Origin of the sequence: Streptomyces sp. AM8-1-1 (assembly GCF_032229325.1) — a bacterium.
In the GTDB taxonomy this organism is placed as follows: Bacteria; Actinomycetota; Actinomycetes; order Streptomycetales; family Streptomycetaceae; genus Streptomyces; species Streptomyces achmelvichensis.
This window is the reverse complement of the sequence record NZ_CP135086.1, coordinates 1,872,180-1,885,334: the sequence shown is the minus strand read 5'-3', so window position 1 is coordinate 1,885,334 and position 13,155 is coordinate 1,872,180. Positions and strand designations below refer to the sequence as shown.

10 protein-coding genes are annotated in these 13,155 nt (G+C 72.3%); 6 read left to right on the top strand and 4 right to left on the bottom strand.

The features are described 5' to 3' along the window. The first annotated feature begins 20 nt into the window (after window positions 1–20). Window positions 21–920, top strand: a complete 900-nt coding sequence (locus RPQ07_RS08580) for a helix-turn-helix domain-containing GNAT family N-acetyltransferase (RefSeq protein WP_313943482.1) — start codon at window positions 21–23, stop codon at window positions 918–920. 73 nt (window positions 921–993) lie between these two features. On the opposite strand, the gene RPQ07_RS08575 is transcribed toward RPQ07_RS08580, so the two are convergent. After that, a complete protein-coding gene (locus tag RPQ07_RS08575; RefSeq protein ID WP_313943481.1) occupies window positions 994–1,890 on the bottom strand; it encodes a GNAT family N-acetyltransferase in 897 nt (298 codons plus the stop codon). Between the two features lie 242 nt (window positions 1,891–2,132). Next, entirely contained in the window at window positions 2,133–3,098 is a 966-nt protein-coding gene (locus RPQ07_RS08570; protein WP_313943480.1) for a GNAT family N-acetyltransferase, read from the bottom strand. 176 nt (window positions 3,099–3,274) lie between these two features. On the opposite strand from RPQ07_RS08570, the gene RPQ07_RS08565 reads away from it, so the two are divergent. Both RPQ07_RS08565 and RPQ07_RS08560 read left to right on the top strand, forming a co-directional pair. Next, window positions 3,275–3,823 (top strand): DUF1707 and FHA domain-containing protein, encoded by a 549-nt coding sequence (locus RPQ07_RS08565; protein WP_313943479.1) that lies wholly within the window; start codon window positions 3,275–3,277, stop codon window positions 3,821–3,823. A gap of 226 nt (window positions 3,824–4,049) precedes the next feature. Beyond that, complete coding sequence (locus RPQ07_RS08560) at window positions 4,050–4,979, top strand: cytochrome P450 (protein ID WP_313943478.1); 930 nt, start codon at window positions 4,050–4,052, stop codon at window positions 4,977–4,979. Here RPQ07_RS08560 and treY read toward each other — a convergent pair. Next, window positions 4,936–7,293: a malto-oligosyltrehalose synthase gene (treY, locus tag RPQ07_RS08555; RefSeq protein ID WP_313943477.1), complete on the bottom strand. Its 2,358-nt coding sequence runs from the start codon at window positions 7,291–7,293 to the stop codon at window positions 4,936–4,938. The genes RPQ07_RS08560 and treY overlap by 44 nt on opposite strands. Before the next feature lie 81 nt (window positions 7,294–7,374). On the opposite strand from treY, the gene RPQ07_RS08550 reads away from it, so the two are divergent. Then, the gene (locus RPQ07_RS08550; protein ID WP_313943476.1) at window positions 7,375–8,604 is read left to right on the top strand and encodes an MFS transporter; all 1,230 of its coding nucleotides are present in this window, start codon (window positions 7,375–7,377) and stop codon (window positions 8,602–8,604) included. A gap of 43 nt (window positions 8,605–8,647) precedes the next feature. Here the strand turns inward: RPQ07_RS08550 and glgX are convergent, their stop codons facing one another. Beyond that, window positions 8,648–10,768 carry a glycogen debranching protein GlgX gene (gene glgX, locus RPQ07_RS08545; RefSeq protein ID WP_313943475.1) on the bottom strand — a complete coding sequence of 707 codons (2,121 nt, stop codon included), beginning with the start codon at window positions 10,766–10,768 and terminating at the stop codon, window positions 8,648–8,650. A 300-nt stretch (window positions 10,769–11,068) separates the two neighbouring features. On the opposite strand from glgX, the gene RPQ07_RS08540 reads away from it, so the two are divergent. Together RPQ07_RS08540 and RPQ07_RS08535 are read left to right on the top strand one after the other, a co-directional pair. Continuing rightward, window positions 11,069–12,301, top strand: coding sequence for an SAV2148 family HEPN domain-containing protein (locus tag RPQ07_RS08540; RefSeq protein ID WP_313943474.1), 1,233 nt, complete (start codon window positions 11,069–11,071; stop codon window positions 12,299–12,301). A gap of 109 nt (window positions 12,302–12,410) precedes the next feature. After that, entirely contained in the window at window positions 12,411–13,133 is a 723-nt protein-coding gene (locus RPQ07_RS08535; protein WP_313943473.1) for a 3'-5' exonuclease, read from the top strand. Window positions 13,134–13,155: the final 22 nt, after the last annotated feature.

The window sequence follows — 13,155 nt, the reverse complement described above, 5'->3', positions numbered from 1 at the left end:
TCTCTGACTAAAGTCAGAGAATGGATGCGGCGCAGATCGGACAGGTGCGACGGTTCAATCGAACCGTCACCGAACGCGTCGGCGCGCTCCAGGATCACTACCTGGGCCGCGACCGGCCCATCGGCGAGGCCCGGCTGCTCTGGGAGATCGACGACCGGGGCCAGGACGTGCGGCGCCTGCGCGAGCGTCTCGGGCTCGATTCCGGATACGTCAGCCGTCTCCTGCGTTCGCTGGAAGCCGCCGGTCTCGTGACGGTGGAACCCCAGCCCCGGGACAGACGGGTGCGCACCGTCCGGCTCACCGACGCGGGCCGCGCGGAGCGCGCCGTGCTCGACGGCCGCAGCGACGAGCTGGCGGGCTCCATGCTCGAACCGCTCAGCCCCGCCCAGCGCGGCCGGCTGGTCGCGGCCATGGCCGAGGTCGACCGCCTGCTGACCGCCGCGACGGTCGTACTGGACGCCGTCGACCCGGACAGCCCCGACGCCCGGGACTGTCTGCGGTCCTACTTCACCGAGCTTCAGGAGCGCTTCGACAACGGCTTCGATCCCGCCCGGAGCCTGTTGCCCGACGCGGGTGAACTCCGGCCGCCGCACGGCCTGTTTCTCGTCGCCCGGATGCAGGGCGAACCCATCGGCTGCGCCGGTCTGAAGCTGCCGGCCGGCGCCCCGGCCGAGATCAAACGGATGTGGGTCGCACCCCGGGCGCGGGGCCTCGGTCTCGGCCGCCGGTTCCTCGCGGAGCTGGAGGCGCGGGCCGTCCGGCACGGCTGCGGCGTCCTGCGCCTGGACACCAACAAGGCACTCGACGCGGCCATCGGCCTGTACCACTCCGCCGGCTTCGAGGAGGTCCCGGCCTTCAACGACGAGCCGTACGCCCACCACTGGTTCGAGAAGCGGATCGGCACGCCGGCGCCGGAGTAGGGCAGGGGCCACGGGCAGGGAGACGAGGACGCGGGCCGGGACGCCCGGAACCCCGGACGCCCCGGCCCTCACCTCAGTCCTGCGAGCCCGGCTCCAGGTGGACGCGCTCCTGCACGACCGGGTGCCCGGCCTTGGTGAAGTTCGCCGCCATCGGGAAGTTGCCCTGGTCGGTGGCGCCCGCGATGAACTCCGCGCCCCGCTCGGCCAGGAAGTGCGTGCACTCGGCGAGCAGGTCGTACGCGTAACCGCGACCGCGCTGCTCGGGCACCACCCCGATGAAGCCGACGCACGGCCCCGACGGATTGCGCGCCGGGATGTGCAACCCGACCAGTTCACCGTCCGGGGTGTGGGCCAGCTGCCACCACTCGCGCGGCGACGGGCACCAGTGGAAGAAGTCCAGCTCCTCCTGGGCCGCCCGGTCCGGACCGCCCTCCGCGATCGCGCGCAGGGCATGGGCGTCGAGGGTCGATGAGTGCACCCGGCGCAGGACGTCGAGGAACACCTCGTCGTCCGGGTCCGGCCGGAAGACCAGCCGGCCCGGCCGCTCCGGCAGCCCGTTCTGCGGTGTCCACCGGTACTGGAAGCGTTCCACCAGCACCGTCATCCCGGCCGCCTGCGCGGCCCGCAGCCGGCTCTCACCTGCGGCCCGCAGGACCGGGTCCTCGCGCCAGCCGGCGGGCAGGATCAGCTCGTACTCCACCTGGTGCGGGGAGGTGCGCAGCAGTTCGGCGCCCGCGTCCTCCTCGCCGTCGGCGACATCGAACCAGTTGATGTTGACAGGGGCCGTGTCGTCGGGCCCGCCCCACCAGGCGGCCCGTGCGACGACCTTGCCGTCGCGCAGGGCGACGCGCTTCCAGTCGGGCCGGTGGGTGGCGCGGGACAGCGCACGGCCGACGCCGAGCGGGTCGGGAAGCGAGTCGAAGAGGTGTGCGTCGCTCTCGTCGAGCGCGCGGATGACCAGATCGGTCATGAGGATGTCCTCCGGGAAGAGATCAGGGTTGATGCGCTCCCGGTCAGACTGCGAACGCCGGGCGGACGGGGCGGGAGCGCGGGAATCGTGTGGTGCACATCGCACTCGCCTCCTTCCGTCGTCACAGGCGTTGTGATCACCGTAGACGGCCCGGCCCGGGCCGTCCAGTGCTTTTCCCCGGTGAACTCCGGCCCGCGGTCCCGGTCCTCGGAGTCGGGCCCGGGCGACGTCGAGCGCCGGCATCAGTCCCAGACGAAATTGAGCGCCCGCTCGAAGTTCACGTACCCGGCCCGCTCGAAGGCCTTGGCCATGGGCACATTGGCCAGGTCCGTCGCCGCCCGGATCCGCGGAACGTCCTCGGCGGCCAGGACGCGGGTGCCCTCGGCGAGGATCTCGTCGATGTAACCCTTGCCGCGGTGGCCGGGCAGCACCCCGATGTACGCGATGATCGCGTTGTAGTTGTTGCGGGCGGGGATCACGAATCCCACGGGCTCACCGCTGCCGGGCAGTTGGGCGATCCGCCACCACGCTCGCGGCGACGCGTAGCCGGCGAGCTCCTCGTCGTAGTGCTTCTCCGCCGCCTCGCGGGCGCTGAGGCCGGAGGCGAGATCGTCCCGGGTGTGCGCGTCGAGGGTGCCCTCCATGACCGGAGTCATCAGCGCGAGGAGATCGTCCCGGCCGGCGACGGCGCGGAAGTCCAGACGTCCGCCCGGCGCCGGCACGGCCGTTCCCGGGCGCCACTCCAGCCGCAGCCGTTCCACCAGCGGCCGGGCGCCCGTCGCCTCCAGGATGGCGGTACGCGTCTCCACCACCGCGCGGGCCGCCGGGTCCTCGCTCCAGTCGGGTGGGACGAAGCGTCCGTACTCCGGCCGGGGCGCGTCCGCCGGGAGGACCGCGGCGGTCGCGGTCTTCAGCAGCCGCAGCCCGGCCTCCGACCGCTCGGCCGGGGGCAGTTCGTCGTCGACGTCGAAGAAGTCGAGAGCGAGCGGCCTGTCGCCGCCGGCGGTCGTCCACCAGGAGAGCCGGGCGAGCACCCGCTCCCCGCGCAACGCGACCCACATCCACTCGGGCCGCCGCCGGCCGGTGGCGAGATCGTCCTCGAGTTCATGGTCGAGAACGTACGAAAGGCGCTGGAACAGCGGGAGTTCGTCCGGTCCGCTCAGCGCGCGGACGGTGAACTCCGGGTGTGCCGCCGGTGCAGCTGTCACGTGTGAGGGCTCCTCGGTGTCCGGGTCCGAGGGACAGTAACAGCCGCGCGGGCAGGGGCAACGAGGTTTTCCCGGGCCGGAATGGTTGCTTCCGTGCAGGTCAGCGGCAGGTCGGGCGGGATGAGAACGCCGGTTCTTCTGGACACCTCAGGCCTTTCGGCCCGACAATTACGGACGTGACGTCGTCCCCCGAGTTCCACACGTACCCCGCACGGCTTTCGGATGCCGAGCGGGACCGTGTCGTCGGCGTGCTCCGCGAGGGCGCCGCGCAGGGCAAGCTGTCGCACGACACCTTCCTGCGGCGCATGGAGCTGGCCCTGGTCGCGCGCCGGCCGGAGGAACTGAGCGTGCTCACCGCCGATCTCCGCGTCGAGAACCGTGCGTCACAGGTGCTGTTCGGCGCGGTGGGCGGAGTGTCCGCGTTCTTCGTACGCCTCCGCAGGGCGTGGCAGGCCGAGAAGCTGCCCCCGCTGCTGCTGCCGGAACCCGGCCCGTACCCCCTGCGGATCGGCCGCGACCCGGGCAACGGTCTGCGGCTGAGCCACGACAGCGTCTCGCGGCTGCATGCCGAACTGGGCCTGCAGGGCAGCCGGTGGATCCTGCGCGATCTCGGCTCCACCAACGGCACCACCGTCAACGGACAGCGGGTGACCGGCGCGGTCGTGGTGCGCGAGGGCGACATGGTGGGCTTCGGCCGGATGAGCTTCCGGCTCACGGCGCGCTGACGGGGCAGGTGGTCCGGCCCCCGATCCGGCCCGACGCCCCTCCGGCCCGACGCCCTACGTCCCTACGCAGGCCGTTCCGCGCCCGAGCCCACCCGCGGACGAGCCCCAGCCCGCCGCATCCTCACCCGTCCGGCGCACGCGGACTGCGCCGAGCGCGTACCGGTGGTCGCCTTGGGGAGATCCGCGTGACCAGACGCGCGCGGCGGCCTCAGGGAAACGAGTCACGATGGACGCTGCCGCCCCCGGCGATCTGATACCGGTCCAGCCTTCCGCGACGGCACGTCCCGCGCCCCTGCCCGGCCTGCTCTCCCAGACCCGTGAGCAGGACCCGTACGCGTACTACCGCCGGCTGCGCGAGGACCATCCCCTCGTCCACGACCCCTCCATCGGCGCCTGGCTGCTCAGCCGTTACGCCGACGTCGCCGCGGCCCTGCGCGACCCCCGCCTCGTCGACGGCCGCCGGCCCGGCGACCGGGCCTGCGGCCGGCACCGGGGAGCCGTGCCGCTGGCGATGCAGGAGGTCGTCGAGCGCACCTCGTACGTCCTCGCGCACCGCATCGCCCGGCGTGAACAGGCAGACCTGGTCGAGGAGTTCTGCCGCTGGCTGCCCACGGGATCCCTCGGCGGGCGCGGACGACGGGCGCCTGCCGCGGGTCCCGCCGGGAGGTGCGTCGCCCAACTGTCGGTCCGCGAGATGGCCCTCGCGTCCTTCTTCGCCAACGTCCTCGGCCATCCCGACCGCGTCGCCGCGCTCCGCAGGGTCCCCGGGCTGATCGGGCGCGCCTGGCAGGAGTCGCTGCGCCGCGACCCGCCCGTCCTCGTCGTGGTGCGCCGGGCCGCCATCGAGATACGGGTGAGCGGCGGCACGATCCCCGCGGGCGCCGCCGTCGCCTGTCTGGTCGGGGCCGCCGGCCGCGACCCCGACCGGTTCCGGGAACCCGACCTGTTCGACCTCACCCGGGAGGACAGCGGTCAGCTGACCTTCGGGCCCGGCGACTGCCCCGCCGTGGAGCTCGCCGCGCTGGAGGCGGACCACGGACTGCGCGCGCTCTTCGACGCGATGCCCCGCCTCCGGTGGGCCGACGGGTTCCGGCCCGCGGCGACCGGACTGTTCACCCGCTCCCCTCGGAGCCTTCTCGTACGGCCGTGCGGCTGAGGAGCGCGACGGGCCGGTCCGCGAACAGGGTGTCCAGCGGCACCGCGCCACCGTCGAACTCCCGCGCCCCGTCGAGCAGATCCGCCCAGCGTCCCGGCGGCAGGGACAACTCCGTCCCCTCCCAGCCGCCCGCCGCCGACAGGCGCTTGGAGAGCCGGGTGACGGCCGTGACCACCTCGCCCGTACGGCAGAAGGCCACACAGTGCGCGGCGGCCGGACCGCTGGCGGCCAGCGGCACATAGGTCCCCGATTCGCCGAAGGCCTCCGGCCTCTCCCGGCGCAGCAGCAGCGCCACGCGGGTCAGCGCCGTCTTCTCGTTCGGCACGGCCTCGCCGAACGGGTACCGGTTGTCCGGATCCACCAGCGCCAGGAACTCACCCTCCGTGCGCTGGTAGAGGTCGGGCACCCCCGGCATCGTCAGCTGGAGCAGCGCGGACCCCAGCACATTGGCCCGCACGAACGGGTCCAGCTCACGCGCGAACTGCGCCACCGAATACAGCGGCGGCCCCTCGGGACCCGCCTCCACGAAGTCGGCGACGGCCTTCTCGTACGCCTCGTCGGGCTCCGTCCAGGTGGTGTGCAGCGCCGCCTCCCGCACGCTCTTGAGCAGTGCCTCCCGCAGCCGCCCCTCGTAGGGGAACCCGAAGCCGACGGCGGTCTGCCATGCCACCCAGGCCAGATGAGGATCGGGAGCCCGCCCGCCCTCCAGCCGGCCCGCCTCCTCGGTGATCTGCTGCACGAACGCCGCCCACCGGTCCGGGCACTCGGACAGCACCGCGATCCTGGCCCGCACATCGGAGCTGCGCTTGGTGTCGTGGGTGGTCAGCACGGTGCCGGTGGCGGGCCAGTCGCGTGCCAGCCGTTCGCAGTAGGCGTGGAAGTCCTCGGGGGCGACCGCCGGGCTGCCCGGGTCACCGCCGACCTCGTTGGCCGAGATCAGCGGGACGTAGCGGTAGAACGCCGTGTCCTCCACGGACTTGGCGCGCAGGGCCGAGGACGTCTGTGCGAAGCGGGCACGGAAGGCCACGTGGTCGGGGCCGTCGCCGAGCCGGCCGAGCGCCAGATCGCGCACCACGTCGACCGCGGTGCCCTCCTCCGGGACCGCGAAGGCGCCCTTGGCGCTCGCCGCCGCCTTCACGGTGAGCACCTCGTCCCCGCCGACGCGGTACGGACGGTAGACCGGCACCCGCACCAGCAGTTCCCGGATCGCCGTCCGCAGCGCCCAGGGCGCATGGTCGCGCAGCGCTGTATCCCGGTCGCACACCCGCTCGGCCAGCCGGGTCAGCGCGGCGGTCTCGGCGGCCAGTTCATGGGTGACCACCCGGTACGCGGCGCGGCGCACCGTGGCCTCCCAGTACCCGCCGCGGTCGCCCGCGGGGCCCGCGAACTCCCGGTACAGCGTGACCAGTTCCCCGGCGCCCACCGGATCCGTGAACAGCCCGTCCAGCTGCCGCAGCGCGTCGTACCCCGTCGTGCCCGCCACCGGCCAGCCTGCGGGCAGCCGTTCGTCACCGGTCAGGATCTTCTCGACGACGGTCCAGCACCCGCCACCCGTCGCCTCGTCCAGCCGCCGCAGATAGCCCTCCGGGTCGGCGAGCCCGTCCGGATGGTCGATTCGCAGCCCCTCCACCACACCGTCCCGCACCAGCTCCAGGATCTTGCTGTGCGTGGCCTCGAAGACGTCCGGGTCCTCGACCCGGACCCCGATCAGGTCCGAAATCGTGAAGAAGCGGCGGTAGTTGAGCTCGGTGCGGGCGAGGCGCCACCAGCCGAGCCGGTACCACTGCGCTTCGAGCAGCTCGGGCAGCGGAAGGTGTGACGTCGACTCGCGCAGCGGGAAGCGCTGCTCCCCGTAGTGCAGCACATCCCCCTCGACCTTCAGGGAGCCGAGCTCGTCGCCGACCCGCCCGCCGAGCACCGGCAGCAGCACCTTCCCGCCGCCGGCCTCCCAGTCGATGTCGAACCACGGCGCGTACGGGGAGAGCGGTCCCTCCCGCAGCACCTCCCACAGGGCGGGGTTGTGCCGTGGGACGGCCGCCATGTGGTTCGGCACGATGTCCAGGACGAGCCCGAGACCGTGCTCGCGTGCCGTGCGGGCGAGCGCCCGCAGGCCCTCCTCACCGCCCAGCTCCTCACGCACCCGGGTCGGATCGACGACGTCGTACCCGTGCGTCGAGCCGGGCACGGCTTCCAGCACCGGCGACAGATGCAGATGCGAGACGCCGAGTCCGGCGATGTACGGCACTGCTGCCGCGGCGGACGTGAACGGGAAGTCCGGCTGGATCTGGAGCCGGTACGTGGCGGTGGGCCTCATGCGAACGTACGTACCCACCTTGAGGGCTTCTGTGTCATCCGTCCCTGCGCCGGTATCGGCCGATCGGGTTACGTTCGCCCGATGCTCCGCACGTATCGCGAGGTCGTGGCCCTCACCGGGCCGCTGCTGCCGGTCATCTCCTTCCTCGGGCGACTGCCCACGGCGATGTGCCAGTTCGGCAGTCTGCTGCTGGTCGCGGAGACCAGTGGCAGCCTCGCGGCCGCGGGACTCGTCGGGGGAGCGCTGGCGGGGGGCCAGACGGTGGGTGGCCCCCTGCTCGGCCGTGCGGCGGACCGCCGCGGCCAGCGGGGCGTCGTGCTCGCCGCCGCTCTCGCCAACGCGGTCGCGGTGACCGCACTCGTGCTCGCCGCCCTCGGCGACGCCGGAACAGCCCTGCTGGTGCTCCTCGGTGCTCTCGCGGGCGCGACGGTGCCGCAGATCGGTCCGCTGGCCCGCAGCCGCTCGGTGGCCCTGGCCCGCGGCTCCGGCGCTGACGACCGGGTGACCGGCGCGGTGCTCTCCTTCGAGGGCACCCTCGACGAGGTGTCGTTCGTCCTCGGTCCCGCGCTCGTCGGCATCGCCGCCGCCCTCGCCCATCCGGCGGCCGCGCTGCTGATGGCCGCGGCGCTGCTGGCGGTGTGCGGCACGGCCTTCGCCCTGCATCCGACGGCCGCACGGACCGGAGCCACGGCCGCACCGGCCCCGTCCCGTGCAAAGCCCCGGCTGTCCGGCGCCGTCCACGGGCTGCGGATCGCGATGGTCCTCCAGGGCGCCATGTTCGGCGCCTCGCAGGCCGGCATCACCGCACTGACGGACCGGCTCGGACGTCCGGAACAAGCGGCCCTGGTCTATGCGGCCATGGGAGTGATGAGCGCGGCGGCCGGCCTCGCCATGGCCGCCCTCCCGCAGAGCCTCGGGCTCACCACCCGCTGGCGGGTCTCGACCGCCGCGCTGGTCGTCCTGTCGGCGCCCCTGCTGTTCGTGGACTCGCTCGGCGCTCTGTACGCGGTGGTGACCGTGCTCGGCGTCGCGTACGCGCCTCAGCTGATCACGGTCTTCGCCCTGACCGAGCGCGGTGTCCCGGCCGCCCGGCTCGCCGAATGCATGGCCTTCCTGACGAGCGGTGTCGTCGCCGGTCAGGCCGCGGCCGTCATGCTGTCCGGCGCGCTCGCGGAGTCCGGCGGCCCGGCTGCGGCCTTCGCCGTGGCGGTGGCGGCCGCCGCCCTGTGCGCCGTGCTGTCGTGGACGGTACGGACCGGGGCACCGGCGACGACGGAGCGGGCGGAGCCCGTGGAGAGCTCCGCCCGCTGATGTCCGTGGCCGCGCGCCGGGAATCTCGGTCGGGGCCGGCGGTTCAGGCCGGCCGGCGCAGCACCGTCAGGCTCCGGCCCACCAGCTTCACCCGTTCACCGGCCGCCACCTTCGGGCCCTCGCCCGGCGGGACGCCCTCCTTGCGGGCGGTGTCCACCACCACCTGCCACTGCCGGCCGTGGTTCACCGGCACCGCGAAGTCCAGCTCCTCGGCGCTGGCGTTGAACATCAGCAGGAACGAGTCGTCGCCGATCCGTTCGCCCCGGGGCCCGGGCTCCGAGATGGCGTGCCCGTTCAGGAAGACGGACAGCGCCTTGGCGTGCGCCGCCTGCCAGTCCCGCTGGGTCATCTCTTCGCCCTCGGGCGTGAACCAGGCGATGTCCGAGAGCTCGTCGTGCGTCCCCTCCACCGGACGGCCGTGGAAGAAGCGCCGGCGGCGGAACACCGGGTGGTCGCGGCGCAGCCACACCATCGCCCGGGTGAAGGCGAGCAGTGTGCCGTCCGTGTCCGTGCCCGGCTCGGGCCACTGCACCCAGGACACCTCGTTGTCCTGGCAGTAGGCGTTGTTGTTGCCGCCCTGGGTGCGGGCGAACTCGTCGCCGTGGCTGAGCATCGGCACACCCTGGGAGAGCATCAGCGTCGCGATGAAGTTGCGCATCTGACGGTCCCGCAGCTCCACGACCTCGGGGTCGTCGGTGTCGCCCTCGGTGCCGCAGTTCCAGGACCGGTTGTGGCTCTCGCCGTCGCGGTTGCCCTCGCCGTTGGCGTCGTTGTGCTTGTCGTTGTACGAGACGAGGTCGTGCAGGGTGAAGCCGTCGTGGCAGGTGGTGAAGTTGATCGAGGCGAGCGGCCGTCGGCCGTCGTCCTGGTAGAGGTCGGACGAGCCGGTCAGCCGGGAGGCGAACTCGGCGAGCGTGCGCGGCTCGCCCCGCCACAGGTCCCGCACGGTGTCGCGGTACTTGCCGTTCCACTCGGTCCACAGCGGCGGGAAGTTCCCCACCTGGTAGCCGCCCTCGCCCACGTCCCACGGCTCGGCGATCAGCTTCACCTGGCTGACCACCGGGTCCTGCTGCACCAGGTCGAAGAAGGACGACAGCCGGTCCACCTCGTGGAACTGACGGGCCAGCGTGGCCGCCAGGTCGAAGCGGAACCCGTCGACGTGCATCTCGGTCACCCAGTACCGCAGCGAGTCCATGATCAGCTGGAGCACATGGGGGCTGCGCATCAGCAGCGAGTTCCCGGTGCCCGTGGTGTCCATGTAGTAGCGGCGGTCGTCGGTGAGCCGGTAGTACGAGGCGTTGTCGAGGCCCCGGAAGGACAGCGTGGGGCCGAGGTGATTGCCCTCGGCCGTGTGGTTGTAGACGACGTCGAGGATGACCTCGATACCGGCCTGGTGCAGGGCCCGCACCGCCTGCTTGAACTCCAGCACCTGCTCACCGCGGTCGCCCCAGGAGGCGTAGGCGTTGTGCGGGGCGAAGAAGCCGATGGTGTTGTAGCCCCAGTAGTTGTTGAGACCGGCGTCCACCAGCCGGTGGTCGTTGACGAACTGATGCACCGGCATCAGTTCGAGCGTCGTCACCCCGAGCTCGGTCAGATGCGAGAGGACCGCCGGGTGCGCGAGCCCCGCGTAGGTGCCGCGCAGCTCCTGCGGCAGCTCCGGATGGAGCATCGTCAGGCCCTTCACATGGGCCTCGTAGATCACCGTCCGGTGATAGTCCGTCCGGGGGGACCGGTCGTCGCCCCAGTCGAAGTACGGGTTGACCACGACCGACGTCATCGTGTTCGGCGCGGAGTCCAGGTCGTTGCGGGAGTCCGGCTTGCCGAAGTGGTAGCCGTACACCGATTCGCCCCAGTCGATGCTTCCGCTTATCGCACGCGCGTACGGGTCGAGGAGCAGCTTGGCGGAATTGCAGCGCTGCCCCCGCTCCGGTTCGTATGGGCCGTGCACCCGGAAGCCGTACCGCTGACCCGGCATCACACCCGGCAGATACGCGTGCCGCACGAAGGCGTCCGTCTCGCGCAGCTCCACCGCCGTTTCTGATCCGTCGTCGTGCAGCAAGCACAGCTCGATGCGCTGTGCGGCTTCGGAGTACACCGCGAAGTTGGTGCCGGCGCCGTCGTACGTGGCGCCGAGCGGATACGCCTGTCCCGGCCAGACCTGCATAGATATGACTCTTCCACTTCTGATCCGGGTGCTGGAGGGCACTTGGCCCAGATCCTCCCCGAAAGTATCGCCGCCGAACGCCTCCATGGCAGTGGACGACGCGGTCAACATCGTGTTCCTTCTGTCGCCCGGGTACCCCAACCGCTATGAAACCCCTCACTCCGGCAGATCTCGCCAGGCGGAACGTCCAGAAGGATCAAGGGAGTTGGGAAAGCCGCCCGTCGATCCGGCTGCACCTTGTCCCGCATGCGGAGTAGTCTTCCTTGATCGTTGGGTGGGGGACGGGAAGGCGGTGCGCGGGTGAGCTCGGGAGGGCTGGAGCTACCCCCAGGTGACGCGAGTCACGAGGGGGACTCCGCCGAGGTCCCGCCAGGAGCGGTCTCCCTCGCCAGGCCGATGGAGATCGGGGCGGAACTGGACTGGGGCGCGGACGCCTGGAGCGAGGTGCGTACGCGCGCGCAACGGGCCGGACGGGCCTACATCTGGCTGAATCTGGTGGAGCAGCGGCTGCGGGCCGTGGTGGCCGCGGTGCTGCGCCCGATCTACGAACCGGTGCACGGCGACGACTGGGTGGTGGCCGCGGCCGGGCCCGCCGGGCAGGAGTGGGTGCAGCGGGCCGTCGCCGTACGCGAGGTCTCCCGTCGCAAGGGCTATCTGCTGGACCCCGCCGACGACAATGTCCTCTCCTTTCTCACCCTGCCCCAGCTGCGCGAGCTGATGGTCCAGCACTGGCCCTGCTTCGAGCCCTACTTCGACGACCGGCGCGACGTCGAGCTCGCGCTGGACGAGCTGGAGGTGGCGCGCAACGTCGTCTCCCGCAACCGCGCCCTGAACGAGGCGGTGCTCGCCCAGGCGGAGCGCGCCTCGGCGCGGCTGCTGGAGATACTCGGCAGCGGCGCCGGCGTCCCCTCCGCCGACCGGCTCCCGGTCGACGCGGTCGAGGAGCTCGTCGGCGACCGGTACGCGGACGTCGTCTCCGTCCACCCTGACCGGGTACGGCTCCAGCGCCAGCTGCCGGCCGAGGACCTGTTCGGCGGCGCGCGCCGGCTCGACGCCATCGGGATAGGCCTGAACCTCCTCGTCCAGAACTTCTCCGGCCGCCGGCTGGTCCGCCTCGCCGAGTCGGGCTGCCGCATCCGCCTCCTCTTCCTGAACCCGGCCAGCAGCGCGGTCAAGCGGCGCGAGCGGGAACTGGGCATCAGAAAGGGCGAATTGAGCCGCACGGTGGAGATGAACATCCTCCATATGCGCCGGGTGCGCTCCCGGCTGCGTGACCCCGGGGCCTTCGAGATCCACGTCTTCGACGAGACCCCGCGCTTCACCGCCTACCTCGTCGACGGCGACGGCGCCGACGGGCTCGCCGTCATCCAGTCCTATCTGCGCAAGGCGCGCGGCATGGAGGCGCCCGTCCTGGTGCTCCGCGGCGGGGGCCGGGCCGTGGTCCGCGCCGGCAACGACACCGAGAACGGTCTGTTCCAGACCTACCGCGAGGAGTTCGAGTCCGTCTGGGCGGACTCACGGCCCGTCTCCTGACCGGACCGATCGGTGGCGGCCGGCGGCCGGCGGCCCGGGTTGTCAGTGCCGCGTGGCAGGGTGAGCAACGCACGGGGGACAGCATCACGCAGTACGGAGGAGGGCCACGATGGCTTGGCACGGGGAACCGCTGGTCGGCTTCGACCTGGAGACGACGGGCACGGAGCCGCTGGAGGCCCGGATCGTAACGGCCGCGGTCGTCGAGGTCCGGGCGGGGGAGCCGGTGGACCGGCGGGTGTGGCTCGCGGACCCGGGCATCCTCATCCCCGCACAGGCCTCGGCGATCCACGGCATCAGCAGTGAGCGGGCGACCTCGGAAGGACGTCCGGCGCGCGAGGTGGCCGAGGAGGTCGCCTCGACGCTGTGCGGGTACTGGGCGCGGGGCGTGCCGGTGGTCGCGTACAACGCCGCGTTCGATCTGACGCTGCTGACGGCCGAGTTGCGCCGGCACGGGCTGGCGTCGCTGAGCGACCGGCTGGACGGCCGGCCCATCGGCCCGGTGATCGACCCGTACACCATCGACCGCGCCGTCGACCGCTACCGCAAGGGGAAGCGAAATCTGGAGGCGGTGTGCGGAGAGTACGGCGTGCTGCTCGACACCGCCCACGACGCGACCTCCGACGCGCTGGCGGCCGTGCGGGTGGCGTGCGCGCTGGCTCAGCGTCATGTGCCGGTGGCGTCGCTGACGCCGGAGCAGCTGCATGAGCGTCAGATCGAGTGGTACGCACAGTGGGCGACGGACTTCGAGGCCTTCCTGCGGCGCAAGGGGAGCGCGGACGCGACGGTGGACGCGTCCTGGCCCCTGCGGGAGGTTGCACCGACGGGCTCCTGACGTCCTCCCGTCCGGTGACGAA

What these genes read in the sequence shown, in the direction of transcription:
- RPQ07_RS08550 (WP_313943476.1), top strand. Translation starts at nt 7,375, where the DNA reads ATGCTCCGCACGTATCGCGAGGTCGTGGCCCTCACCGGGCCGCTGCTG.
- glgX (WP_313943475.1), bottom strand. Translation starts at nt 10,768, where the DNA reads ATGCAGGTCTGGCCGGGACAGGCGTATCCGCTCGGCGCCACGTACGAC.
- RPQ07_RS08535 (WP_313943473.1), top strand. Translation starts at nt 12,411, where the DNA reads ATGGCTTGGCACGGGGAACCGCTGGTCGGCTTCGACCTGGAGACGACG.
- RPQ07_RS08575 (WP_313943481.1), bottom strand. Translation starts at nt 1,890, where the DNA reads ATGACCGATCTGGTCATCCGCGCGCTCGACGAGAGCGACGCACACCTC.
- RPQ07_RS08560 (WP_313943478.1), top strand. Translation starts at nt 4,050, where the DNA reads ATGGACGCTGCCGCCCCCGGCGATCTGATACCGGTCCAGCCTTCCGCG.
- RPQ07_RS08580 (WP_313943482.1), top strand. Translation starts at nt 21, where the DNA reads ATGGATGCGGCGCAGATCGGACAGGTGCGACGGTTCAATCGAACCGTC.
- treY (WP_313943477.1), bottom strand. Translation starts at nt 7,293, where the DNA reads ATGAGGCCCACCGCCACGTACCGGCTCCAGATCCAGCCGGACTTCCCG.